33 protein-coding genes are annotated in these 24,994 nt (G+C 39.1%); 1 reads left to right on the forward strand and 32 read right to left on the reverse strand.

Translation table 11 applies throughout. From position 1 onward, the window contains the following. Positions 1–28 precede the first annotated feature (28 nt). The 9 genes from gatC to ISS83_00375 all read right to left on the reverse strand — a co-directional run bounded on the left by gatC (position 29) and on the right by ISS83_00375 (position 8,465). Positions 29–313: an Asp-tRNA(Asn)/Glu-tRNA(Gln) amidotransferase subunit GatC gene (gene gatC / locus ISS83_00335; GenBank protein MBL7142103.1), complete on the reverse strand. Its 285-nt coding sequence runs from the start codon at positions 311–313 to the stop codon at positions 29–31. Continuing rightward, on the reverse strand, positions 310–1,362 hold the full coding sequence (locus ISS83_00340) for a rod shape-determining protein (protein ID MBL7142104.1): 1,053 nt from the start codon (positions 1,360–1,362) through the stop codon (positions 310–312). The genes gatC and ISS83_00340 overlap by 4 nt, the downstream gene beginning before the upstream one ends. Next, entirely contained in the window at positions 1,355–2,605 is a 1,251-nt protein-coding gene (locus ISS83_00345) for a prolyl-tRNA synthetase (GenBank protein MBL7142105.1), read from the reverse strand. Before ISS83_00345 ends, ISS83_00340 begins: the two co-directional genes overlap by 8 nt. Before the next feature lie 2 nt (positions 2,606–2,607). Continuing rightward, positions 2,608–3,684, reverse strand: a complete 1,077-nt coding sequence (locus ISS83_00350) for a site-2 protease family protein (protein ID MBL7142106.1) — start codon at positions 3,682–3,684, stop codon at positions 2,608–2,610. A gap of 137 nt (positions 3,685–3,821) precedes the next feature. Beyond that, positions 3,822–4,382, reverse strand: a complete 561-nt coding sequence (gene frr / locus ISS83_00355) for a ribosome recycling factor (protein MBL7142107.1) — start codon at positions 4,380–4,382, stop codon at positions 3,822–3,824. A 141-nt stretch (positions 4,383–4,523) separates the two neighbouring features. After that, positions 4,524–5,414, reverse strand: a complete 891-nt coding sequence (locus ISS83_00360) for a hypothetical protein (GenBank protein MBL7142108.1) — start codon at positions 5,412–5,414, stop codon at positions 4,524–4,526. A gap of 3 nt (positions 5,415–5,417) precedes the next feature. After that, positions 5,418–6,419: a rod shape-determining protein gene (locus ISS83_00365; GenBank protein ID MBL7142109.1), complete on the reverse strand. Its 1,002-nt coding sequence runs from the start codon at positions 6,417–6,419 to the stop codon at positions 5,418–5,420. A 30-nt stretch (positions 6,420–6,449) separates the two neighbouring features. Next, positions 6,450–7,646 (reverse strand): MFS transporter, encoded by a 1,197-nt coding sequence (locus tag ISS83_00370; protein MBL7142110.1) that lies wholly within the window; start codon positions 7,644–7,646, stop codon positions 6,450–6,452. A gap of 60 nt (positions 7,647–7,706) precedes the next feature. Continuing rightward, positions 7,707–8,465 carry a tetratricopeptide repeat protein gene (locus tag ISS83_00375; GenBank protein MBL7142111.1) on the reverse strand — a complete coding sequence of 253 codons (759 nt, stop codon included), beginning with the start codon at positions 8,463–8,465 and terminating at the stop codon, positions 7,707–7,709. 372 nt (positions 8,466–8,837) lie between these two features. On the opposite strand from ISS83_00375, the gene ISS83_00380 reads away from it, so the two are divergent. Next, positions 8,838–10,142, forward strand: a complete 1,305-nt coding sequence (locus tag ISS83_00380) for a hypothetical protein (protein MBL7142112.1) — start codon at positions 8,838–8,840, stop codon at positions 10,140–10,142. Here ISS83_00380 and ISS83_00385 read toward each other — a convergent pair. The 23 genes from ISS83_00385 to ISS83_00495 all read right to left on the reverse strand — a co-directional run bounded on the left by ISS83_00385 (position 10,113) and on the right by ISS83_00495 (position 24,956). Beyond that, positions 10,113–10,820 (reverse strand): PD-(D/E)XK nuclease family protein, encoded by a 708-nt coding sequence (locus ISS83_00385; protein MBL7142113.1) that lies wholly within the window; start codon positions 10,818–10,820, stop codon positions 10,113–10,115. The genes ISS83_00380 and ISS83_00385 overlap by 30 nt on opposite strands. A 5-nt stretch (positions 10,821–10,825) precedes the next feature. Next, entirely contained in the window at positions 10,826–11,311 is a 486-nt protein-coding gene (gene rpsI / locus ISS83_00390; protein MBL7142114.1) for a 30S ribosomal protein S9, read from the reverse strand. Positions 11,312–11,436: 125 nt separating this feature from the next. Continuing rightward, positions 11,437–11,787 (reverse strand): 50S ribosomal protein L13, encoded by a 351-nt coding sequence (gene rplM / locus ISS83_00395; GenBank protein MBL7142115.1) that lies wholly within the window; start codon positions 11,785–11,787, stop codon positions 11,437–11,439. 2 nt (positions 11,788–11,789) lie between these two features. After that, positions 11,790–12,140, reverse strand: coding sequence for a 50S ribosomal protein L17 (gene rplQ, locus ISS83_00400; protein ID MBL7142116.1), 351 nt, complete (start codon positions 12,138–12,140; stop codon positions 11,790–11,792). Continuing rightward, the gene (rpoA, locus tag ISS83_00405) at positions 12,106–12,936 is read right to left on the reverse strand and encodes a DNA-directed RNA polymerase subunit alpha (protein ID MBL7142117.1); all 831 of its coding nucleotides are present in this window, start codon (positions 12,934–12,936) and stop codon (positions 12,106–12,108) included. The genes rplQ and rpoA overlap by 35 nt, the downstream gene beginning before the upstream one ends. 58 nt (positions 12,937–12,994) lie before the next feature. Further along, complete coding sequence (gene rpsD / locus ISS83_00410) at positions 12,995–13,624, reverse strand: 30S ribosomal protein S4 (GenBank protein MBL7142118.1); 630 nt, start codon at positions 13,622–13,624, stop codon at positions 12,995–12,997. A 140-nt stretch (positions 13,625–13,764) separates the two neighbouring features. Continuing rightward, complete coding sequence (gene rpsK, locus ISS83_00415) at positions 13,765–14,214, reverse strand: 30S ribosomal protein S11 (GenBank protein MBL7142119.1); 450 nt, start codon at positions 14,212–14,214, stop codon at positions 13,765–13,767. A gap of 152 nt (positions 14,215–14,366) precedes the next feature. After that, entirely contained in the window at positions 14,367–14,756 is a 390-nt protein-coding gene (gene rpsM / locus ISS83_00420; protein ID MBL7142120.1) for a 30S ribosomal protein S13, read from the reverse strand. Positions 14,757–14,761: 5 nt separating this feature from the next. After that, on the reverse strand, positions 14,762–14,878 hold the full coding sequence (rpmJ, locus tag ISS83_00425) for a 50S ribosomal protein L36 (GenBank protein MBL7142121.1): 117 nt from the start codon (positions 14,876–14,878) through the stop codon (positions 14,762–14,764). A gap of 33 nt (positions 14,879–14,911) precedes the next feature. After that, positions 14,912–15,127: a translation initiation factor IF-1 gene (gene infA, locus ISS83_00430; GenBank protein MBL7142122.1), complete on the reverse strand. Its 216-nt coding sequence runs from the start codon at positions 15,125–15,127 to the stop codon at positions 14,912–14,914. A gap of 48 nt (positions 15,128–15,175) precedes the next feature. Then, complete coding sequence (locus ISS83_00435; protein MBL7142123.1) at positions 15,176–16,477, reverse strand: hypothetical protein; 1,302 nt, start codon at positions 16,475–16,477, stop codon at positions 15,176–15,178. Positions 16,478–16,578: 101 nt separating this feature from the next. Further along, positions 16,579–18,225: an alanine--tRNA ligase gene (locus ISS83_00440; GenBank protein ID MBL7142124.1), complete on the reverse strand. Its 1,647-nt coding sequence runs from the start codon at positions 18,223–18,225 to the stop codon at positions 16,579–16,581. 11 nt (positions 18,226–18,236) lie between these two features. After that, complete coding sequence (locus tag ISS83_00445; GenBank protein MBL7142125.1) at positions 18,237–18,749, reverse strand: ribonuclease H-like YkuK family protein; 513 nt, start codon at positions 18,747–18,749, stop codon at positions 18,237–18,239. A 38-nt stretch (positions 18,750–18,787) separates the two neighbouring features. Beyond that, a complete protein-coding gene (locus ISS83_00450) occupies positions 18,788–19,519 on the reverse strand; it encodes a triose-phosphate isomerase (protein ID MBL7142126.1) in 732 nt (243 codons plus the stop codon). A gap of 26 nt (positions 19,520–19,545) precedes the next feature. Then, positions 19,546–20,292, reverse strand: a complete 747-nt coding sequence (map, locus tag ISS83_00455) for a type I methionyl aminopeptidase (protein ID MBL7142127.1) — start codon at positions 20,290–20,292, stop codon at positions 19,546–19,548. Positions 20,293–20,538: 246 nt separating this feature from the next. Further along, entirely contained in the window at positions 20,539–21,231 is a 693-nt protein-coding gene (locus tag ISS83_00460) for a nucleoside monophosphate kinase (protein ID MBL7142128.1), read from the reverse strand. After that, complete coding sequence (secY, locus tag ISS83_00465; GenBank protein MBL7142129.1) at positions 21,218–22,495, reverse strand: preprotein translocase subunit SecY; 1,278 nt, start codon at positions 22,493–22,495, stop codon at positions 21,218–21,220. Before secY ends, ISS83_00460 begins: the two co-directional genes overlap by 14 nt. A gap of 2 nt (positions 22,496–22,497) precedes the next feature. Further along, complete coding sequence (locus ISS83_00470; protein MBL7142130.1) at positions 22,498–22,944, reverse strand: uL15 family ribosomal protein; 447 nt, start codon at positions 22,942–22,944, stop codon at positions 22,498–22,500. Between the two features lie 4 nt (positions 22,945–22,948). Beyond that, positions 22,949–23,437 (reverse strand): 30S ribosomal protein S5, encoded by a 489-nt coding sequence (locus ISS83_00475; protein ID MBL7142131.1) that lies wholly within the window; start codon positions 23,435–23,437, stop codon positions 22,949–22,951. 7 nt (positions 23,438–23,444) lie between these two features. Then, positions 23,445–23,783 (reverse strand): 50S ribosomal protein L18, encoded by a 339-nt coding sequence (locus tag ISS83_00480; GenBank protein MBL7142132.1) that lies wholly within the window; start codon positions 23,781–23,783, stop codon positions 23,445–23,447. A 4-nt stretch (positions 23,784–23,787) separates the two neighbouring features. Beyond that, a complete protein-coding gene (rplF, locus tag ISS83_00485; protein MBL7142133.1) occupies positions 23,788–24,381 on the reverse strand; it encodes a 50S ribosomal protein L6 in 594 nt (197 codons plus the stop codon). Beyond that, a complete protein-coding gene (gene rpsH / locus ISS83_00490; GenBank protein ID MBL7142134.1) occupies positions 24,375–24,764 on the reverse strand; it encodes a 30S ribosomal protein S8 in 390 nt (129 codons plus the stop codon). The genes rplF and rpsH overlap by 7 nt, the downstream gene beginning before the upstream one ends. 6 nt (positions 24,765–24,770) lie before the next feature. After that, positions 24,771–24,956 carry a type Z 30S ribosomal protein S14 gene (locus ISS83_00495; GenBank protein ID MBL7142135.1) on the reverse strand — a complete coding sequence of 62 codons (186 nt, stop codon included), beginning with the start codon at positions 24,954–24,956 and terminating at the stop codon, positions 24,771–24,773. Between the last annotated feature and the right edge of the window lie 38 nt (positions 24,957–24,994).

Consider the following 24,994-nt stretch of genomic DNA (forward strand, 5'->3'; position numbering starts at 1 on the left):
TTTAACCGTGGCAAACTTCTAACGGGGTTCATTTCAAAATTGATTTTACTTTTAAATAATCTTCTTTTTTATCGGGAAACGATTCTATTAATTTCCTGCTGCTCCCCTTTCCTTTTGGCTCATCTTTCCTTAATACGTTTTCAACTTTGATCGAATGGCTGGTCGGCTCAATGCCGGAAATATTCACTTCTTTCAGTTTTTCAAAATAATCCAAAATCGAAGAAAGCTCTTTCTGATATTTTTCAATTTCTTGATCAGTTAAGCCCAATCTGGCAAGTTTAGCTATATGTTGTACTTCTTCTTTAGAAATCATCTTGGCGGTTCCAAATATTCTGTTTCAACTAATACTTCGTGAAGCTGATCAAGGTTTTCCAATACCATGCCTGCTCCCCTAACCACAGCTGTTGTCGGGTCTTCAATAACCTTGGTCGGAATCTTGGTTTCTTTTTGAATTAGAGTAGCCAACCCCCTTAAAAGAGAGCCGCCCCCTGCCATCTGAATCCCTGAAACCATGATATCAGCCAGTAATTCTGGCGGAGTTTCCTCGACAGCTGTTTTCGTTTCGGCAATTATCTGTTTTATTGATTTTTCCAAAGCTTTTCTGATATCCTCGTCAGAAACTAGAATTTCCTCGGGCAATCCCGTTACCAAATTCCTCCCCCTCATTGGCAACTGCTTTTTCTCTTTTAAAGGATAAGCTGAACCTATTATTATTTTAAGCATTTCTGCTGTTCTTTCGCCGATCAGCAGCTTGTATTCATCTTGGGCGAACTGAATAATGTCCTGGTTTAATCTGTCTCCGGCAATCCGGAGAGTTTTTGACAAAACTATTCCTCCCAGAGAAATCACGGCAATATCCGTTGTCCCTCCGCCAATATCAACTATAAGGTTTCCTCCTGCTTCTTGTATGGGTAAACGAGCGCCCAAAGCTGCAGCCATGGGTTCCTCAATAATGAATACCTCCCTGGCACCTGCGTTCTTAGCTGCATCAGAAACAGCTTTTTTCTCAACTTCTGTTACTCCGCAGGGAATGCCGATAATCACCCTGGGCCTTGGATTCAAAAGAAACTTTTTCTGGTGCGCTTTATCAATAAAATACTTTAACATCTGCTCTGTTACTTCAAAATTAGAAACAACGCCGGAAACCAAAGGCCTGGTGGCCACAATATGGGCTGGCGTACGGCCTACCATTTTCTTTGCTTCATCTCCAATAGCCAAAACCTGGCCTGTTTTCTGATTTATGGCAACAACCGAAGGCTCAGTAATAATGATTCCCCTACCCCGAACGTAAACCCGAGAATTAGCTGTTCCTAAATCAATAGCAATATCTTCTGAAAGTATTCTCCAGAGTTTATTAAACATAATTATTTAAAAATTTACCTAAGTCTTTGATTTTCATCAACTTTGTTTCTTTTTTGTCCCTGAATTTTAATTCAACGGAATTCACCTTCAATGTCCTTTCGCTGACAACGATTCTTAAGGGCAAACCGATCAAGTCAGCATCAACGAATTTTTCACCAACGCTCTTATCCTGCCTATCGTCATATAATACTTCAATTCCCTGCTTTTGAAAATTCTCATATAAACCAAAAGCTGCTTTGCTAACTTTCTGATTGTTTTCTACCTGAATTAGATGAATTAAGAAAGGAGCAACTTCTTTCGGCCAAATAATGCCTTTATCGTCATGATTAATTTCGACAATAGCTCCCATTAATCTGCTCAAGCCTATTCCATAACAACCCATGGAAACAAGCTTTTCTTTTTTATCCTTTCCAACAAAATTAAGATTAAAAACCTTAGAAAACTTGTCTTTTAATTGGAAAATGTTTCCTATCTCAATCGCTTTTTCAACTGATAAAGACTTATTGCCGCATTTCGGGCATTTATTCTTTTCCTGCTTGATTATTTCCTTATTTACGGCCAATCTACACTTCTTACAAAGAAAGATTTCGTCTTCGCCAAAAGGCGTCACTGTCTGAAATTCATGGGAATACTTGGAAAAGGTACCACCGGCAGCCAGGGTCAAAAATGTCTTGGTGCTTAAACCGCATTTATCAAATATATTAAAGTAAGCTTTTTTCATTTTCTCGTAATAACCATCAAGGTCTTTTTCATCGGCGTGGAAAGAATATAAATCTTTCATCAAAAACTCCACTCCCCTTAAAAGTCCTGATTTCACCCGTAATTCATCTCGAAACTTATCCTGAATCTGATAAGCATAAAAAGGCAGGTCTTTGTACGAGTTAATAAATTCTTTGACTAAGGGAGTAATGATTTCCTCGTGAGTCCAGCCAAGGGAAAAGTCTTTGTCTGAACGGTTTTTCAATTTAAACATTTCAGGATACTTCCATCTGCCTGTCGTTTCCCAATTCTTCTTAGAATGCAAAGCTGGCATTAAAATCTCCTGACCACCAACTGAATTCATTTCATTACGGATAATCTCTTCAATCTTTTTTTGGACCAAAAATCCCAAAGGTAAAAATGTATATACCCCCGCCATTAATTTACGGACAAAGCCGCCTCTTGTCAAAAACTTGGCATTAATGCTCTGCTCGTCTTTTGGCGCTTCCCTGATTGTTTTTGTGAAAAGTTGAGATTGTTTCATAATTAAAATAATCTGGCAACGTCTTTTATCGTCACCAAAACCATTAATAAAAGTAATAAACTGAAAAATACAGCTGTTATGTTCTGCTCCACTTTTTCGCTAATCGGCCTTCTCCTGATAGCTTCAATCCCCAGAAATAATATCTTGCCTCCGTCAACTGCTGGAATGGGCAGAATATTGAAAATAGCGATATAAATGGCCACTATGCCGACAAATTGCAGAAAATAATTCGTTCCCATCTGGCTAGCCTGAGTAAAAAGATGAACGACCCCTACCGGACCCATCAGTTCAACTCCCGAAGACTGGCCTTGAACAATATTGCTTATCACTTGGCCGTAACCTTTAATTATTGCTCCTGTCATATTAACCGTTGCCACCAATCCCTGCCAAGGAGCCTGGTACCAGGAAAAAGACTGCATTGCTGTTCTGACTAAAGCTACGCCCAAAGGACCTTCTCCTGCTGGCGGCGAAACTCGAGGTACGACTTTGACGTCAAAAACTTCATTCCCCCTTTCAACCGTCAAAACAATCTCTTCTCCTAAATGAGTATTACTGAACTCCTGCACTTCCCGTATTTTACCAACAGCCAATTGCTCCTCGCTAATTGCCATTCCTTTTATCGTATCCCCAGGTTGTAAGCCAGCAAGTTTTGCCGGAGAGCCAGCAGAAATGCTAGCAATCTGCACTCTTGGATTAACTAAACCAGAAGCTTCATCGTCTACAGCCACTGCTGTTCCTAAATTGAAAACAATAGCAAATAGAATTGCTGCCACTATCCAAAAAGAAAGCACTCCGGCAAAAGCAATTAAAGCCCTTTTCCAGACAGCCTGACCTGAAAAACTGCGAGGGTCATTTACCTGACCTATTTCGCCCGGCATTTTTACGAAAGCACCTAGGGGCAGAAGATTTAAAGAATAAATAGTATCGCCAATTTTTTTTCCGAATATCCTGGGAGGGAAACCTATGCCAAATTCTTCAACTTTTACTCCGAATTTCTTTGCTACGATAAAATGGCCGAATTCGTGAAGAGTTACTAGCCCTATTAAGCTTAAAGAAGCGATAAGAATTGTTAAAAACATACCCTGTATATCAACATCCAGGCATTTTCAATGCGAAAACACCCTGAAGATTGTCTTTATTTAATAATATATTTAACATAATAACTTTGTTTGAGATTTTAATACGAAGTATTCTGGATGTTGTATCACGGGGCATATTATTCTGATATTTCTTTTTTCTTATTCTCTCCCATTTCTTCTATCTTTTTATTGTAATCGTCAACCAACTCCTGAAGCTCGTCTTTAGCCCGGAACTTGTCATCCTCCCTGATTTCTCCCTGTTTTGTTTTATCCTGGATTTCACTCCAAACCTCTTCCCTCCACTTTCTAATAGTCCTTCTTGACTGTTCTTCTTTTTCCGCAATGGTCCTGGTTAAATTCTTCCTGTATTCTTCGTTCAAAGGCGGCAAATTAATCCTGACTGCATCCTTGTCAACAATTGGATTAGCGCCGATTCCCGTCTTTTCCAAAGCTGAAACAATGCCTTCGATATAAGACTTATCCCAAGGCTGAATTAAAATCTGCTTTGCCTCAGGTGTAGAAATGGCAGCCAATTGTTTTAAAGGAAACTTCTGGCCGAAACAGTCAACAACAACATCCTCCACCAAAGAAGGCGTTGCCCTGCTGGTACGAATCTTATTCATTTCCTTTTCTAAAAAGCCGATTACCTTGTCTAATTCCGGTTTAATATTTTGAATGATTGTTTTGTAGCTATCCATACCCTGTGTATCAACATCCAGGCATTTTCAATGCGAAAACATCCTGAAGATTGTTTTTATTTAATAATATATTTAACATAATAACTTTGTTTGAGATTTTAATACGAAGTATTCTGGATGTTGTATTACGGGGCATAAAAATTACATTTCCATTACCAGTCTTTCCAGAGCCAATCTGGCGTTAACATTGGTCTGGGCAAGCAGTAATTTTGTCGTTTGAATTAGATTAATAATATTTTTTAATTTATCAGCTGAATAACTTTTAAAGCTAATATCGGAATTGCCAGAAGAAAAACGGGCAAGCAGAATGTCCCTGAAATAATTAAGCCAGACATCCAGGGTTTTTTGCGTTTCTATCGGCTCTTCGCTCAAATCTTTTACGTACTGGAAACGGGAATAAAGCATTGATTTTGAAAGATTTTTAACTTCTTCTATTTTTTTCTTGAACGCTCCAACCGCTTTTTTATCGGAAACGAAATCCATAACCAGTCCCGGTTTCCCAGAAGAAATGGAAGAAAGCTCTTCTGCCTCTTTTTTCAAAAACCCTTTGTCTAATAGATAGCGATTGATTTCTTCTTCTTTGACCGGATTAAACTTTACAACCTGAACGCGGGAAAGAATGGTCGGTAAAAGATAATGTATTTTGTCGCTGATTAAGATTAAAACGCTGTCACCCCTCGGCTCTTCCAATGTTTTTAAAAGCGCTGTCTGTGCCTCCTGATTCATTAAGTGGGCATTATCTATAACAGCTGCTTTCACCGAATTAAAAGAGCTTTTAAGCGAAAATCTGCGAATCAAATCCCTTATCTGGGAAATCTTTATCTCTTTTTCCTCAGGCGTAACAAGAACAAAATCTGGATGATTGCCAAAATCCTTACTGACTTTATCGCCAAAAAGCAGCGAAACCCATTGTAAAGCCAAAGTCCTTTTCCCTAATTTTTCGGAACCGGCAAATAAATAAGCGTGGGAAAAAGTCTTAGTCTCAGCCAATTTTTTCAAAAGATTCCATTGTTTTTGGTGTCCGACCAACATAGCTTATCTTTTATTCATTATGCTCTTTTTGTAAACATCAAGGTTTTCCAAAACTACGCCCGTTCCTTTGGCCACGCAAAGCAAAGGGTCTTCAGCCAGAAAGCAAGGGACGCCTGTTTCCCGGGAAATCATTTCTGTAATATTTCTTAACAATGCGCCGCCACCAGAAACGATCATGCCTTTGTCGATTATGTCGGCTGACAATTCAGGCGGCGTATCCCTTAATACAGTTTTAATAACATGGATAATATCTCCCAAGATTTCAGAGATCGCTTCGGCAATTTCGTTGGAAGAAATTTTAACTGTCCGGGGCAAACCGGAAACCAAATCCCTGCCGCGAATTTCTATAAATCTTGGCTCTTTTTCCGGTATAGCTGTACCTATTTTCATTTTAACCTCCTCTGCTGTCTGTTCTCCGATAGCTAAATTGTATTTTTTCTTTATATAATCTGAAATGGCAAAATCCATTTTGTCTCCGCCGATCCTGATAGAATTACAAGTGACTATTCCCCCCAAAGATATGACAGCTATTTCAGAAGTCCCGCCGCCGATATCAACAATCATATTGCCAGAACAGGAATTAATCGGAATGCCAGCGCCAATGGCTGCTAAAATCGGCTCTTTTGCCAAATATGCCTGTTTGGCACCCGCATTCAAAGCAGCTTCAATTACCGCTCTTTTCTCGGTTGAGGTAATGCCAGCTGGCACGCCTATCATTAATTCAGGTTTTAAGAAACGCCAAAAACCGCATACTTTATCAATAAAATGCCTTAGCATTGCCTGAGTCACCCTGAAATCAGCAATCACCCCGTCTTTTAAAGGACGATAAACCCTAATTGTGTCTGGAGTACGACCGATCATTTCTTTTGCTTCTTCCCCGATTGCCAGAATTCTGTTCTCTTCTAGGGCAACAGCAACAACTGAAGGCTCTTGCAAAACCACTCCTTTACCGGGAAGAAAAACCAAAGAATTGGCAGTACCCAAATCTATACCTATTTTTCTCATAAATATATTAACAATTAATTCAAATCTATCTTATCTTAATTCCCGTCTTTTGACAAATATACCAACTATCAAAACTACAATAACTACGAAAATACCGCCGAAAATAAACACTAAATCATATCCCAGAAAACCAATAAGCAAGCCGGAAACCAAAGCTCCTAAAGCAACGCCTAAAGGAGCAAAAACAGTATCAATGGCACTGGCTTCTTCCGGCTCTGTCTTAAAGCTTCTGGAGACCAATCCTGAACGGCCAGAATTGCAAATTAAAGCGCCAGCAGAACGTAAAACATTAATCAGCAAAACGCTGAAAAAATTCAAAAAGCCACTAGCTAGACCAAAGACAATCGATAATAGTCCAGCAATTAATCCGCCCCGAAAAATACTTGCTCTACTATTGCTCTTTTCTAAATATTTAATAAGTAAGAAAGATAAGGGAAGAAACAAAACTGAAAAAACTGAAATAAAAATCAGAATTAAATTCTGCGACCAGACCAATTGCTCTTTTAAAAATAAAACGAAGAAAGCATGGTAAAAACCGGCCAAAAGCAAAACGGAAAAAGAAATCAAAAGAAAAGGCAGAATACTTCTCTTTTTTAAAAGTTGAAAAATCTTTTGGTAGTTATTCTGGGAATCCCTGACCTTAAAGCCTGCATCCGTTAAAGTTCTCGCTGGTTTCCTTAGTTTAAAAAAGCAAAAAAAGGCGGTAAAAAGATGAAGTGCCATGCTTAAAATAAACACGCCGACAAAATTAAACTGCCAGACAAAAAAAGCGCCGATAGCCGGAGCAATGGCATCAGCATAAAAAGGAGCAGAATAAAACCAACCGAAAGACCTGTCAGCATTCTCTAAAGGAAAACCCATTAAAATAGACCTAATTGAAACAAAAAACAAGGCAGCAGAAACCCCTAGCAAAACCTGCCAGAAATAAAACAATGCCTGGTTTTGAATTAAAATCATACCCAGAGCGTAAAGAGCGTAACCAAAAATTCCAATAGCTGAAAGTATGGCCGGATTAATCTTGTGATTCAAAAAACCGGCAATCGGAGCGAATAAAGCAAGAGGCAAATAAATAAGCAGAAAAGCATAACCAACCTCAGGTAAAGACAAACCACGAGTAACCAAAAACAAAGGGAAATACAAAGAAAATGTTTTGTAGCCAAACAATAAAAAGAAATGGACTATGGTTGCGTCCATGGTTATCTTTTCTATCTTGGGAATGAAAAACATATTCAGTTATTCTAGCAAAAAAAATAGCGGGTAGCCATTACAATTGACTACCCGCACTGCTCACAGAGCAGATAACTTCTCCTCAACTCCACTGATGTGGAATTTAGCACTCAGCCCAGTCTCCTTCTGAGACCTCTCATATAACTTTATGGCCGTTCTGTACTCCGTCTTTGCTCTTCGTGTCTCTCCGATTTCCCTAAGGGCATCGGCCTTGTTCTGTTTGGCATGCCCCGCTGTTCGGAGATCTCCCTTTGCCAAAGCAGTCTTATGCACCTTTTCGCACACTTGAACACTCTCAGCGAACCTTCCCTCACGACGAAGGGTAATGGCCTTGGTATTCCAAACCGATGGCTCTTCGGAGAATGATGCAACAGCCTTATTGATAACTGACCAAGTCTCTGGCTTTTTATCTAAAAGCCAAAGTGCCAAGGGCAGCCCATTCAAACAGGAAATTTTCCTGCTTTTGTTTCTGGTATTAAGAGCTTCCCGAAACGAAAGCTCTGCTAGTTTAAGGTTGCCCTTCCTGGTTGCGACCGGGCCTTTGATTGAGATATAATAGTAATCCCATCCCAATATCCGGTTAGCCTCGGCAATCTCTTCTTTGCCGGTTAAACTTACTTTGTTCTTCTTGATCAAGGCAACTGACTCATCATATTTACCATCTGCATACAATTTCTTAGCCAGTTTCAAGATCTTTTGGGCCGGCATCGCTTTGGCAATTTCCTGCTCTTTTTTAAAGAACAGATAAACCATTGCATTGCAACCGGTAACAAAGCCCAATAGCAAGATAAATCCTGCTGAAAGAAAAAACTCTGCCATCTCGGCACCTCCTTTCTTTATTTCTTATCTTTCGTTAATATATTAATCAAATCCTTACCTTGCAGGATATAATATGAATTCAACCTCCATCTCTCTTCTCTGCTCCTCACCATATATATCAACCCATATTGGACATAAAATGAACCACCGCTCCCCTCCTTCTACAATCACATATATTACCACGCTCTTTCCAAAATGTCAACCCCATTAGAAGTCCGCCTTGCCGGAGGCATGGCGACAGCCACCAAGGGGGCAGCTTACTTCTAACGGAGTCAAGATTGAGGTATAATAATCATATGCCAGGTAGTGAAAATTCAACCACTGCCGCGGCAGTGAAAAAAATAATAATTTGTCGAATTTCTACTACCTAGTATGACCAAAAAGACAAAAACAATACTGTTTTTAGCCTGCTTACTTGCATTCATCCTGTTAGCTCCCTCAATAGTCCTGTACTCCCAAGGATACAGAATTGATTTTAATCCTCCAGAAGGCGGAAAAATGATTACCCAAACCGGAGGCCTTTTTTTGAAAGTCACGCCCAAACAAACAGATATTTATATTGACGGCAAACCTAAAAAAAGAACTGATTTTCTATTCGGTTCTGTTTTAATTGAAAACCTCATTCCTGGAAAGTACAAAGTAGAAATCAAAAAATTAACCAGCCAGGAAGAATACTATCCCTGGGAGAAAAACCTGGAAATACGGGAAAAACAGGTAACTGAAGCCAAGAACGTTGTCCTTTTCCCGAAAAACGTTAATTTCAACGTCTTATCAACCAACGTAGAACAGCTTTGGCTTTCTCTGGACCAAAAGAAACTAATCTTAAAGGAAAATGAAAAAGCCAGCTGGTCCTTAAAGCTTTACGACCCGGAAAAGAATATAAAAAGCTATTTAATAAGCGACGAGGATTTCTTCACGAAAGAACCCCAATTAATCAATCTGAAATTCTCGGGAGACTCAAGAAGTATTAATCTGGAAGTCAGCATAAAAGAAGCAATACAATCTTTTTCTCTGCAACTTGACCAAGCAAAACCAACTTTAAATAAAAAAACAGCAGCCACAACGACAACTGGAAACGCTGCTATCTCGCAACAAGCAGGCAATGATATATATTATCTGGACAGTTTCGGCTATCTTTTCAGGAATAAAGAAAAGCTGGCAGAAACTCCCTTTCAAACAAAACAAGAAACAGAATATGCTTTAGATATTTTCAACGGCAACATATTCTTAAAAGAAAACGACAAACTGTACAAATTCAATTACAATCTGAAAACATTTGAACATTTCTTTGACGGAATCAATATCTTAAAGCTTTCTCCGGACAATAAAAAACTGCTTTACGCTTCAAACAATGAAATGTGGATTCTTTTCCTGGAAGACAAAATCGACCAGCCGCAGAAAAAATCAGGAGAGAAAATCTTTTTAATCCGCTTATCAGACCAAATCACAAGCATCTCCTGGATAAACGACAATTACCTGGCTTTTCTTGCCGGCAATACCGTTAAAATCATTGAAATAGACGACAGGGACAGAATAAACGTTATAGACATCTTTGAAACAAAAAACCTCCCTCAAGAAGGAAGCATTAATGAAATGTCCTGGAACAGGTTTGACAATAAAATCTATCTCTTGGACGAAAACGGCTATTTATATAGCTCTAACGTCCTGCTCCCGTAATTTGATTTTCTTTTTAAAAGCTTCCCAGCCCATTTCTCCGGTATTGGCTATAACGCAAACTTCCTTGAACTGGCAATAACGACACTGCCAATTATCGGGGTAATCCGATAATCTGTCGGGAATAACGTTCTTATCAATCTTCTTTCTAATACCAGCCAAAAAGTCCAAAAGAGAAAGGGCGCATTTTTTATCGTATTTTACGACAAAATCCTTCAGCTGCTGGTTATCTTTATTAACGTAAAGCAGTATTCCTTTAGGAATCTTAAAATAATGGAGATAAAGCTGAAGCTGAGCAATATTTTCCTCCTTTGGCTCAGTTAACTTACCAAAAATCATGCTGTTCATACTTTTAATATCCAAAACATATAGTTCCTTGCCATCGCTGATTATGGCATCAGCCCTGCCTGAAATCAGTTCCTGAGGAGGAATATTAACTTCGGCAGCCACCACATGGATTTCCCTGGTGCTCAAAAGCGGCTTCATAATAAGCTGATGGATGTGGTCGCCATGGTCAAACAGCCTTAGAATATTGGCCTCCATCTCCTTTCTGGGAACATTCTTGAACTTAAAAAACAAAGCTCTGCCGCATTTGCCTGCGTCAGTAATATAAAAGTGATGCTGCTCTTTATCTCTTTGCCTGTCCAAATAGAATTTATCGATTATATCTTTAAGAAACATAGAGTTTATCTCTTCTGCCACTGAGGAGCACGACGAGCGCGCTTCAATCCGAACTTCTTTCTTTCCCTCATCCTCGGGTCTCTTTTCAAAAAACCAGCTTTTTTCAACTGTTTCCTCAATTCTGGATCGAATAAAACTAAAGCGCGAGTTAAACCGTGCCTGACAGCTTCAGCCTGGGAAGTCGTCCCTCCCCCTTTAACTTTTACTGAAACCTGAAATTTGTCAGAATAATCAGTCAAAATCAAAGGAGAAAAAATAATACGCTGAAGGTATTTTGTCGGAAAATAATTTTCAAAAGTCCTTGTATTTATTAAAAAGGTCTTTTCTTTTTGAACAGAAATTCTCACCCTGGCTACAGCTGTCTTTCTCCTGCCTATGCCCTCAAAATACCTGGCTACTTTAGGTTTAACTGTTACTTTGGCAGTTTTTTTAGCTGGAGCTTTTTTGACTTTCTTTACTGTTTCTTTTTTTGTTTTTTTAGCCTTTGGCATACCCCGTATATCAACATCCAAGCATTTTCAATGCGAAAACACTCTGAAGGCTGTTTTTATTTAATAATATATTCAACATAATAACTTTGTTTGATATTTTAATACGAAGTATTCTGGATGTTGTATTACAGGGCATATTTTAATCTTTTAATCATTTTTGCTCTTAATTTATTCTTGGGCAGCATGCCAAAAACCGCTTTCCTCAAAACTTCTTCCGGATTCTTCTCAAATAACTTCTCCAAAGTTATCTCCTTCAAGCTTCCCAGATATCCAGAATGACGGTAGTATTTCTTCTGTTTGGCTTTTTTGCCGGTGAATTTCAACTTATCAACGTTTTGGACAATAACAACATCGCCGATATCTTTGTACGGCGCAAAGTCTGCTTTCTGTTTCCCCCTCAAAAGCAAAGCTATTTCAACAGCCAGTCTGCCTAAAACCTTATCAGTAGCGTCTATTTTGTGGGTTTTGCGTTCCATAGTTATTTAACCAATTCTATTATGGCTATTTTGGCAGCATCTACTTTTCTTTGGCCAAGCTTAATAATCCTGGTATATCCTCCTTTTCTTTCTTTGAATCTCGGGGCGATCTCATCAACCAATTTCTTAACCACTTTTCCAGTAAAAAACTTTGCCAATAATCTGCGCGAAGCCAAAGTGCCGACTTTCGCTTTGGTAATCTTTTTTTCAACGAAAGAGGAAACCTCTTTTGCCTTAGCTTCTGTTGTTTTAACTTTTTCTTTCAATATCAAAGCAGCAGCTAAAGATCTTAAAAGAGCGTTTCTTTGGTCTTTTTCCCTATTTAGTTTTTTCCCTTTTTTTCTTTTTCTCATTTTTTACTTTTTTGCTTACTGCTTTCTTTTCTTTTTTCGGCTTCTTGGCCGCTTTTTTCTTTTCTTTGTCTTCCGGTTCTACAGATGCAGCTTTCGGCTGGAAAGCTGTAGCCAGCAACGAAAAGTGGCTAATCAAAATTTCCGAAGCCTGATAAAATGCCTGTTCCGGATCGATAATGCCGTCTGTTTCAATTTCCAGAAACAATCTGTCAAAGTCAGTTCTTTCTCCGACACGCATATTCTCAACCCTGGAACTTACCCTTTTTACAGGAGTAAAGCTGGCATCCAGCAGAATAGCTCCTATCTCTAATTTTTCAGGCATGGAGCCTGCTGTTTTTTTCCTTGTTTCGCGGCTGGAATAGCCAATTCCCTTTTCAATCTGGATTTCCATTTCCAGTTCAGCGGATTTTGAATTCAAAGTGGCAATATGGCAGTTTTTATTTACCAATTCCACTTGGCTGGGCAGCTTGAAATCAAAGCCCTTCACTGCTTTTTCTCCCTTAACTTTCAGGGTCGCTTTCTGTGGCTCGTCGCTAAAAAGCTTAAATCTCAATTGCTTCAAATTAAGCATTATAGTGATAACGTCTTCTAAAACTCCTGAAATCGTTGAGAACTCATGGGAAACTCCCTTGATTTTGACTTGGGTAATAGCAGCTCCTTCAAGCGAAGAAAGCAAAACCCTTCTCAAAGAATTGCCGACGGTTACTCCGTAGCCAGGACGCAAAGCTTCTATTTCAAAAACAGCTTTGTTCCCTTCTTTTTTAACTATTTTGGGAGCGTGAGGTAAATTAATCATATAGCGAGTCCCGCAACAACGGGACGAAGGTTAAGAAGAGGATGAATTCCTCTTCGATTTATTTTGAGTAAAACTCGAAAATTGCGGAGAGTTCTGCCGGTGGGACAGCCTCTTCTAAATTTGGTGAATCGATGACCTTTGCCTCCAGCTTCTCAGCGTCTAATTTGAGCCAAGACGGAGGATTATATTTTTTTAAAGTAGATGATAATTTCTGGAAAATTGTTTTTTTTAAAGAATTGGGGTTAACGCTTATTTTGTCCCCTTTCTTAACCAGATAGCTGGAAATATTAATCGGCCTGTCGTTAACCATAAGATGGCTGTGGGAAACCATTTGTCTGGCAGCAAATTTGGAAGGAGCGAAACCTAATCTGAAAACTACATTGTCCAAGCGGCTCTCCAAAGTTTTAATTAAAGCAGCGCCGGCATCCGTCACCTTTCCCCTGGCCTTTAAAATATCTTTGACGTAGTTCCTGAATTGCTTCTCTTCCAAATTATACCAGTTCTTTAATTTTTGTTTTTCCCTTAATTCTTTACCGTATTCAGAAAGCGATTTCACTCTTTTTTTAGCTTTTGGCCCTGGCGGATAAGGTTTTTTGATCATTGGGCATTTCTGCGATGAGCACCTTTCGCCTCTCAAAAAAAGCTTAATTCCTGCACGACGGCAAATTTTGCATTTAGAAACATTCATACCCTGTATATCAACATCCAGGCATTTTCAATGCGAAAATATCCTGAAGGCTGTCTTTATTTAATAATATATTTAACATAATAACTTTGTTTGATATTTTAATACGAAGTATTCTGGATGTTGTATTACAAGGCATAAGTTTATACCCTTCTTACTTTTGGCTTACGACAGCCGTTATGCGGAACTGGAGTCATATCCTTAATTGAAACTATTTCCAAACCCCTGGCAGCCAATGACCTAATAGCTGAATCTCTGCCAGAACCTATCCCCTTTACGAAAATCTCTATCTTTTCAATCCCTATTTTCTCGGCAATCTGGACGATTGCTTCAGCTACCTTGGAAGCAGCAAAAGGCGTTGCTTTTTTTGCTCCTTTGAAACCGATATTGCCAGCGCTAGTCCAGCCCAAAACATTACCCTTTGGATCTGTCAAAGTAAGGATGGTGTTGTTATAAGAAGAAGCAATGTAAATTCTGCCCTCTTGTATCCTTTTAAGGGTTTCTTTGGCCTGCTCTTTCACTTTCGTTTCCATGGCTTCACCTTCTTTCAAAATCTCTTCTTCAGTTTGTCGTATAACACGTTTTTTACCCATAATGGTAATACCTAATTAGGTCGCGGCACGTCCCACTTGCAGCGGGACTAACACCGCTCTTTAAAAACCCTCGGTTTTTAATATTTTCCTACACGGAAGAACCAAAGGGTTCTTCCGACCCATCTCCGATATGGGACGTTATTACTGAATTATTATGTAGGTCCCGGAGGCGGCTTTCTGCCAGAACCAACTGTCTTTCTTATATTTCCCCTGGCAGTTCTCGTATTGGTTTTGGTTCTCTGCCCCCGCACAGGCAGGCCTTTAATGTGCCTGATGCCTATCCAGGTTCCTGCGTCCTTCAACCTTTTAATATTCATCATAATTTCTCTTTTCAAATCGCCCTCTGTCTTATAATTCTTCTCAATAATGTCTTTTAAGGTAGACACTTCCTGAGTGGTCAATTCTGAAGCTTTTTTTGTTTCTCCAATACCAGCTTCCTCTAAAATTTTCTTGCTCAAAGAGCGGCCTATTCCGAAAATATAGGTTAGGGCTATTTGTATTTGTTTTTTTTCAGGGATGTTAATCCCGGCAATACGTGGCATAAGTTTTATCCTTGACGCTGCTTATGTTTGGGATTTTTTTTGCAAATAACATAAATTCGTCCTGATCTTCGGACGATTTTACAGTCTTTGCAAATTTTCTTGACCGATGGACGTACTTTCATAATAAAAAAACAATAATGACTTATTGCGCGAAACTATTTTCCGCGGTATGTTATTCTTCCTTTTTTCAGATCATAGGGGCTTAATTCAACCGTCACCCTGTCGCCCGGCAAAACCTTTATCCTGAACATCCTTAATTTACCTGCCAAATGGCACGAAACCTCCTCCCCGTCATCCAGCTTAACTTTAAAATGCGTGCTGGGAAGAGCTTCTGTGATTATTCCGGTTTTTATTAAGTCATTCTTATCCATTAAATAGGCAATTTTTTAGTTTATCAGAAATTAGTTATTTGGTCAATGCTAATCAATGACCAGATTGAATTTAATCTTACTTAGGTCTTCTGGCACCTTATTGACCCAGAATGGCCAAAACTTGACGCTGGCCCTGGTAATCTTAGGATAGTTTTCCAAGAAGAGCTTAGCCTCGAGCAAAGACTTTCCTTTTAAGGCGTTTTTAAAGCTGAAAATGTCAACGTCAGCATAGATTTTAGCTGAAATTGTCAAAGAAACAGCAATTTTGCCGGTCTCTAAATCAACATCGTCAATAGAATAATTTATTTTCAAACTTTCCTCATAAAGCTTTTTATCCTGGGGAATTTGAAAAGTAATCGCTTCTTTAACGTAATTCCTAATATCTTCTTTCTTAAACACTACGACTTGGCATTGCGCTTTCACCTGATAATTAAAGTCTTTTGCTTCTGTTTCAGCAGAAGTCAAAGAAAAGTTCTCAATAATTTCTGTCTGGATGCTGTCTGGCAAATAATCGAACTTGGAAGAAATCGCTTCTGACTGCAGTTCTTTCTGCAGCAGTTCATTGCATTCTTTCTCCGCTTGTTTTGTTAAAGTTTCTTCAGCTTGAGATAAATCCTTTTCTGTCACTTTAGCAATTTCTTCATGGAAGCCGCCTGCCATTGCTTCAAAAGATTCGCCGTAGAATTTAGTATACCTGTCTGTGCCGGCAAATCCCGGTACGGAGAACTTGGTCAAAGCGATATTGTATTCTTCGCCAGGCTGATCTGCCACCACTTTTACATCTATTTCTCCTGGAACAAGCTTTCCTTTCTCATAAGTACCTCCAGGAACAGTAACTTTGATTGGCGTGCGGAATACCTTTCCGTCAGCTGAAACAAAACGGGTAGTGGCTATTAAAACCTGCTGCGAAGTTGAATAGGCATTGTACACTTTTATTGTGCCTTGCGCCTTCTCCTCTTTCATAATTTTACCGGAAGCCGGAAAAGTCTGAACAATGGTTTTTTCTTTCTGAAGCGTTTCTGCCGGAATAATCTTTAAAAGAGAATCAATAGCTGTTGCGTTTTTGTCGATATTCGTTTCTTCTATAAGATTAAAAACTTCTGTCTCCGGCCAAACGCTTATTTCAGCTTTAGACAAAGCAATGTAGCAAAACGCTCCCAATAAAACCAAAAAAAGCAAAGAAAAAGTCAAACCCTTTTTAAAGGGTGGATTAGGAGCTTTTTTAGGAAAACCCCACAAAGGAACCTTGGGCTTTTGCTCTAGTTCTATCTTTACTTCTGGCTCTTTGTGCTCCTCCTTTTTTTTCTCTTTTTTCGAAGGAGGGAAAACGTCTATTACTTTTTTGCTCATACCAGGTAGTAGAAATTCGACTAATTAAACATTATTATCACTGCCGCGGTAGTGGTCGAATTTTCACTACCTGGCATAATAATATTATACACTATTTATGCTTATTCCAAAACAGCTCTGATCCTTCTAATGCCAGCGCTGGAAGATTCTTCCTTAACAATCTTGAAATGGCCGAGCTCGCCAGTGCGGCGAACGTGAGGTCCGCCGCATATTTCCTTTGAAAAATCGCTGATACTGTAAACTTTTACTTTCTCTTCATATTTATCTTCGAAAACTCCGGTCGCTCCCTTCCCCTTCGCTTCCTCTAAACTCATTTTTTCACAGACCACAGGCAAATCCTCTTTGATTTTCTGGTTAACAATCTCTTCAACTTCTTTAATCTCTTTTTCTGTCATCTTTCCTGGATGAACAAAATCAAATCTTAATCTCTCAGTTGTGATATTGCTTCCTTTTTGAGAAACCTGGTTGCCTAAAACCTGCCTCAAGGCAGCTAACAACAAATGATTAGCAGTGTGATATTCAACTACTTGCTCAGAATTATCAGCTAATCCTCCTTTGAACATGCCAGAAGAAGAAGTTCTTGAAAGGTCCTGATGTTCTTTGAACTTTTTATTAAATTCTTCCACGTTAATATCCCTCCCTCTTTCTTTAGCCAATTCTAAGGTCAATTCTAAAGGAAACCCGTAACTGGTATATAATTCAAAAGCGTCTGTGCCTTTTTCAAACTGTTTCAATCCCTCCTCTAATGTCTTCTCAAATTTCTCCTCTTCATTTTGAATTGCTGTTAAAATATCAGTTTCTTTTGATTTCAACTCAGGATAAACATCTGTGTACATTTCAATCGCTTTTTGAGCTAAAGGAATCAAGAAATTCTCCGGCAAATTAAGCAGTTTGCCATATCTTATCGCCCTCCTTAAAACTCTTCTCAAAACGTATCCTCTTTCAACATTAGAAGGTAGAATCCCGTCTGAAATTAAAAAAACCGAGCCCTTAACATGATCAGAGATAATTCTTTTTGCTCTTTCATTATCACCCGGAATCTCATTAATAATCGGTAAAAACAAATCAGTCTCAAAAACTGATTTTTTGCCCTGAACAACCGTTGCTAATCTCTCTAATCCCATACCAGTATCAACGCCTTTCTGTTTTAAAGAAGTAAGTTTTCCTGTTTTATCCTGGTAATATTCGTTAAATACCAGATTCCAAACTTCAATACCGTTAAAATGAATTTCAGTTGTCGGGCCGCAAGGCCCCTCTTCGCCTGTCGGTCCCCAGAAATTATCTTCCCTGCCGCACTTTTTAATTTTATTCTCCGGAACACCAAGTTTTTGCCAAATCTCAGATGACTCTTTATCCTCAGAGACCTTCCCATCTCCTTCAAAAACAGTAAAAACAGCCTTATCTAATGGCAGTTTCAACTCTTTAAAAAGAAATTCATAAGCCAATTTTATCGCTTCCTTTTTAAAATATCCTCCGAAAGAAAAATTTCCAAGCATTTCCAAAAAAGTCAAATGGCTATCATCTCCCACCTCTTCAATATCTGACGTCCTGAAGCACTTCTGGCAGGAACAGACATTCTGGCCAAGAGGAGATTTTTCACCGAGATAATACGGCTTGAACTGCTGCATGCCGGCCGTAGTAAACAAAACACTTGTGTCAGTCGGTATAAGCGAAGAGGAAGGCACTATTTTGTGTCCCTTTTTTTCAAAAAATTCTAAAAACTTTCTCCTCAGGTCTTTTGAGTTCATTAAAGTTTCCATTAGCTGTATCTGTCAGCTACTGATGAAGCAGCGAAAGATTCCGGCTTGATTTTCGGCTCAAAACCGTTCCCTTTTATCAAACCGGTAACCTCTTTAATCATGTCCCTAGTTTTTCCGTTCTCACCGACATCGGCATGAATGTAGCGAAACTGATAGTTAAGATTTGCTTTTCCGGGCTTTTGAATCACCTTTTCAAAGCTTTCTCTCAGATATAAAGCAAATTGGCAGGAAAGATAAACTTCTTCTAAAATTCTCTGTTTCCAGTTATAGAAAATCCTTCCTTTATAATCTATCTTTTTAAGAAAAAATCTGCCCCCCTCGCCCACTCTCAAAACAACTACTGCCAAAGGAAAATGCGGCTCTGTACCGGAGGAGGAATCGCAACCAACGATAACATCGTAAAACTTTTCAGGTTTTTCGGAAATATAATTAATTATCTCCTCAAGCACCTTCTCAATCTTAAGATCGCCCTTGGTCGGATTAAAAAAATAGCCGTTTAGAATCTTATCCATAATTTAATGGTTAAAAATAACAAAAATACCCAATAAGGTCAACTTTTCCTCACGCTCTCAATAAAGTCTTTGGCGTTCAGAGAGGCTGCGCCGATTAAAGCGCCGTTTATACCATCAACAGCAACAAACTCTTGAATGTTCCTGCTGTTTACGCTCCCGCCGTACAATATCCTCAATTTCTGAGCAATATTTTTACCAAATAATTTAAACAAATTCTCCCGAATAAAAGCTGCTCCTTGTTCAGCTTGTTTTGGAGTAGCTACTTTTCCTCCTTTTGTCGTACTTATCGCCCAAACAGGCTCGTAAACAACAACTAAATTCTTAACCTCATTTTTATTAATTCCAGATAAAGCTATTTCTAGCTGTTTCTTGATTTCTTTGAATTCCTGCTTCTGATTCTTGCTCTTGCTACCAATACAAAGAATTGGCTTCAAACCAGCTTTTAAAACCGCCTTTAATTTCCTATTAACTATTTCATCTGTCTCTTTCAGAACTTCTCTTCTCTTAGAATGGCCAAGAATGACATATTTTACACCAATGCTTTTCAACATTAAAGGAGAAATTTCCCCGGTAAAAGGCCCTCCGCAACAAAAACAATCCTGGGCTCCCAGTTCCAAACCGGGACTGAGAGAAGCAATATATAAAAAAGGAGGGCAGATAACCACCTCTGCTTTTTTAATGTTTTTTACCCCTTTAGCAACAGAATTAAAAAGCTTTTTAGCTTCTGTCAAACTTTTAGGGTTGCATTTCCAGTTTGCGACAATCAACATAATCGTTGTTTTATTATAGAACTTTTTTAAGCTTCTGTTAATATTTTGCAGCCCTTTTCCGCTACAACAATAGTATGTTCAAAATGGCAGGATAAAGAATTATCAGCAGTTTTATAAGCGTGCCCGTCAGAAGCCAATTTGATTTTCCAGTCGCCTACGGCCAGCATCGGCTCAATGCAGAAAACCATTCCTTCTTTTATTTCAGGACCGCTCCTTCTTTTTCCGTAATTCAATATTTGCGGCTCTTCGTGAACTTCTCTGCCAATTCCATGACCGCATAAGTCCTGTATAACGCTGAATCCCTGCGACTCAGCAAATCTCTGGATAGTATTGCCAATATCGCCAAAAGTATTGCCCGGCCTGACTTTTTTCAACCCTCTCTTTAAAGCTTTCTTCGTTGTGCGGATAAGCCTAGAAACTTCAGAGCTAACCTTGCCGACGGGCAAAGTCACTGCCATATCAGTATGAAAACCCTTATAAAGCATTCCTAAATCAAGGGAAATTATCTCTCCCTCTTTCAAGACACGATCTGAAGGAATAGCATGGACTATTTCCTCGTTTATCGAAGTACACAAACAATTAGGATAACCATCGTGTCCCTTAAAAGAACATTTTCCTCCGGATTTTAAAATCAGACTCTCGCTGAGCCTGTCTAATTCTTTAGTGGTAATTCCTGGCTTCACTTTCTTCTCCAACTCCTGCATAATCTTTGCCAGAATTTTACCGCCTGCTGCCATTATCTTAATTTCCTCTTTTGTTTTTATCGGAATCATTTACCAAGTTTTTATTTATAAGTTCGATGAGATGAATCTCATTTCTCGCTCAATTTATATTTATCTCTCAAACGCGAAATGAAATAAATATTTCATTGAGCAAACGCAGGTGGAAAAGAAGCTTTAGCTTCTTTGACCAAGCCGAGCTTCCGAAAGAGTCAAAGAGATAAATCTCTTTTCCATCTTTGTTTTCGCTATGCGAAAACTTGATAAACGAAGATGAAGAAGAGGATTTGTCCTCTTCGCTTACAGAGCTTTTAAAATATCTTTAAAAACATCTGCCACTGACTGCTCTCCTTTGATTATATTTAATTTAACTCCCTGCTTTTTGAACAAATCAAGCAAGGGAGCGGTTTTTTTCTCAAATTCTTCAAGGCGAATTTTTATGGCTTTTGGATTGTCATCCTTTCTGCTCATCAACTTGGATCCATCCAAGGGGCATTTTTTCAGTTTTCTAGTTTCTTCATTATATAAAATAGAGTGAGTTGCCAACTCACATTCTCTGCGATGAGAATTCCTCCAGAGCGTTGCTGCCGGAGTCAGTTTTAAAAAGACTACAGAAACGTTTTTTGCCCCATATAATTTCTTTAAAAGAGGAGTTAAAGCTTTTCCCTCGTCCAAAGTTCTAGGAGAACCAGACAAAACAACTCCCTTTCCTTCTTCCGCGATTTCTTCAATCTTTTTCTTTGTTAGATAAGAAACAAAATTTCCGTCCCATAACAATCCTTTTCTGCGAATTTTTGCCTGTTCTGAAAAATAATACTTCTTTCCTTTAATAACTACAAAGTCTCCTTTCTTTGCCTGTGAAATAATCCTACCGATAATAGTGCTGTTTTCCCATTGGAAAAAACCGAATTTGCCAGCCAGCAATTCAGCCTGAGTTCCTTTACCGGAACCCGGAGGACCAAAAACGATTATCGCTTTCTTAGAAAGTTTCATATTCCCGCATTTGCAGTTGAGCTTTAATTTGGCGCATTGAATCCAAAGCAACGGAAACAACAATCAATAGAGCCGTACCTCCGATTAAGAAGTTGAAAACCTGAATTCCGGTAATGCCGCCGATAACAGAGGGCAAAACAGCGATAAGCCCCAAGAACAAAGCGCCAACTAACAATACTCTGTTTAAGATAAAATACATGAAATTAGCTGTGTTTTCGCCAGGCCTGATGCCAGGAACAAATCCTCCCATTTTCTGCAGATTGGCAGAAATGGCTTTCGGATCAAAGGTAACGGCCGTATAGAAAAAAGTGAAAAGCACCACCAGAACAAAGTAAGCAATGCCGTAAAACCACTGATTGGCGAACAAATTCCCAATGGTTTGGGCAATAGAACCGACCGTTCCGCCAACGCCTCCCAAAAAATTGGCAATCATTCCAGGGAAAAGCATGATTGATAAAGCAAAAATGATAGGGATAACGCCAGCTGGATTAATATTCAAAGGCAGATAAGTGGAAACTCCGCCGTACATCTTCGTCCCCCTCACTCTTTTAGCATAGGAAACAGGAATATTACGACGGCCTTCGTTAATTAAAACGACTCCGGCAATAATAACCAAAGCCATGCCAAAGAAAAACAAATAAGCAGGAATATTGGCCGGATCCCAGGTAACGATCATCTGCCTGATGTTATTTGGCACCTCAGCAATAATGCCGGCGAAAATCAAAAGAGAAACGCCATTGCCAACCCCCTTTTCTGAAATCAATTCTCCCAGCCACATTAAAAAAACAGTGCCTGCTGTAATGGTTAATATTGAAGTAATTGTCAGTTCCAAAGAAAGCTGGCCGATTATCTGCTGTCTCTGGAACAAAGTAAGCATGGCATAACCCTGCAAAAGACCCAAAGGAATAGTCAAAAGTCTTCCGTATTGGTTGAACTTTTTCTTGCCCTGCTCCCCTTCTTCCTTGTACATTCTTTCCAAAGCCGGAAATATCATTGTCAAAAGCTGCATGATAATAACAGCCGTGATGTAGGGGCCCAAACCAAGCATAACGATGGAAAGCTTATCTAAAGCGCCTCCGGTAAACAGATTCAAAAGGCCGAAAATTTGGTTAGCGCCGAAAAATTCCTGTATTTTTTCAGCTGAAATTCCGGGGATGGGAATATTGGCCATTAATCTGAAAACAGCAAAAACCCCGAGAATAAAAAGAATATTATTGCGTAAATCCTTGATCTTAAAAATTTGAATAATCTTCTGGTACCACATAATTAAGCATTTATCTTGCCTCCCGCCTTTTCTATCTTTTCCTTGGCGGTTTTTGAAACAAGGCAATTTTCAAATTCTAAAGCATGAGATATTTCTCCTTTAGCTAAAATTTTAACATTTATCCCTCTTTTTGATATTTTACGAAGAATACCCTTTTCAATCAATGTCTGGGGACTCACCTTTTCTCCGGTTTTAAACTTTTTCTCTATATCAGTTAAATTCAAAATCTCGGGTTTCGGCTTCTTGAATTTCGGCTTTGAACCCAAACGATGGCCTCTTAATTTAGGATATCTTTTAATCAACTCTCGGATTGCCGGCTGGAATCTTCTGCCTGCTCTGGATCTCTGTCCCTTCATGCCCTTTCCAGAATAAGTGCCTCTTTTGCCTCCGCGGCCGACTCTTTTTGATTTTTTTGATTTGCCAATCGGCTTTAATTCGTGCAATTGCATAATTTTATTTTGTTTTCGGACTTTTAACTTTCAGCTTTCTCAATGCGAGAATAGCTGCCTGGGCGTTGTTCAGCTTGTTTCCGGTCCTGCCCAGAATCTTGGAAGAAATGTTCTTTATACCGGCCAAAGTGCAGATGACTCTGACCACTCCTCCAGCTACCAAACCCCTGCCTTTTCTCTGGGGTTTTAACATAACCTGGGCTGCTCCGAATTTGGCATAGCTCTCGTGGGGAATAGTATCTTCAACTATCGGAACTTGAATCAGATTTTTCTTGGCAAGCCTTGTCGCTTTTTCAACTGCCTGAGCTACGTCCAATCCTTTTGATACGCCGACTCCTATCTTGCCCTGTTTGTTTCCGACAACAACCACTGCCCTGAATCTGAGACGCTTGCCGCCGGCCGTTACCCTGGTTACCCTGGCCAAATCCAAAAGCTTAGAATCAAACTCATCCCTTATCCTTTCTACTCTGTTTCTTCTAAATTTATCTCTCATCATAATTTTAAAAAATTAATCCTCCTTCTCTAGCGCCCTCAGCCAATTCTTTCACTTGGCCGTGATATTTGTAACCTCCCCTGTCAAAAACAACCTTTTCAATTTTCAAATCTTTGGCTTTTTTGGCGATTGCTTTGCCGATTTCTTTAGCTTTGCCTTCTTTAATTTTTTTAAAATCCGAATCACTGGCAGAAGCCACTGTCTTGCCCTTTTCATCATCAATCAGCTGAGCATAGATATGCTTGCCAGATTTAAAAACGCAAAGTCTGGGTTTTCCTTTTGTTCCAAAAACCCTGGCTCTTATCTTTTTGTGGCGTTTTTGCCTTTTTTGCTGTTTAGCCAACATATAATTATTTGCCGCCGGCTGTCACTACTTTCTTGCCGACTTTTCTCCTGATTATTTCGCCCTGATACTTTAACCCTTTTCCCTTATATGGTTCGGCCGGCTTAACTTTCCTTAAAATTGAAGCGAATTGACCAACCAAATCCTTCTTAATTCCGGAAATAGCGATAACGTTCTTTTGCACTGAAACATTAAGACCTTCCGGAATCTTTATCTTTACCGGCTCGCTGAAACCGACAAATAAAGATATCTCCTGGTCAACCATTTCTACTTTAAAACCGACCCCTTCAATCTCCAATTTTTTCTCAAAGTCAGAAACAACTCCTTTAACCATATTCTCTATCATCATTCTTGTCATTCCCCATAAAGATTTTACCTGCTTTGCCTTTCTGCCGGGAATCTTTTTTTCCTCTAATATTTCCTTTTTGGGCAAAACAAATATTTTATCTTCTTTCATTTCAATGCTAATTTCCGGTCGAAAATCTTTTGAAATTTCGCCTTTCGGACCTTTGACCGAAACATTATTCCCCTGTATTTTCACCTCAACTCCCTGCGGTATTAAAATTGGTTTTTTGCCGACTCGCGACGTTAGTTCTACCATATTTCGCATAAAATTTCTCCTCCTCTTTTTTGTTTTCTGGCTTCCTTATCAGTCATCAAACCTTTTGACGTGGAAATGACTGCCATGCCGTGGCCGTCTTTCACTCTTTTTATCCGGGTTGAATTAACGTAAATCCTCTGGCCGGGTTTGGAAACCTTTTTCAATCCGGAAATTGCCGGAATCTTATCTTCGTACTTTAAAGTGATTTCCATGGTTTTCCTGTTTTTCCTGCCTTTTTTATCAATCCCGCTGATAAAGCCTTGCCTCTCCAATAATTTAGCTATCTCGTATTTGAAATTAGAAAAAACAACCTCGACTGTCGGATGATTAACAGCTTGAGCGTTTTTTATTGTATTTAACATGTCTGCTACTGGGTCTGTCATATATTTTTACCAACTGCTTTTTTTAACTCCTGGTATTAATCCTTGATTGGCCATTTCCCTGAAACAAATCCTGCATAATCCGAATTTCCTCATATATGCCCTTTTCCTGCCGCACCTGAAACAGCGCCTGACTATCCGGCTTTTGTATTTTGGCTTTTTCTTTGATTTTTCTATTTGTGATTTTGTCGCCATACCCCGTATATCATCTTCCAGTTACTTCGTAATGCGAA

The organism is Candidatus Paceibacterota bacterium (assembly GCA_016782605.1).
Classification (GTDB): domain Bacteria; phylum Patescibacteriota; class Minisyncoccia; order Minisyncoccales; family RBG-13-42-11; genus BS750m-G71.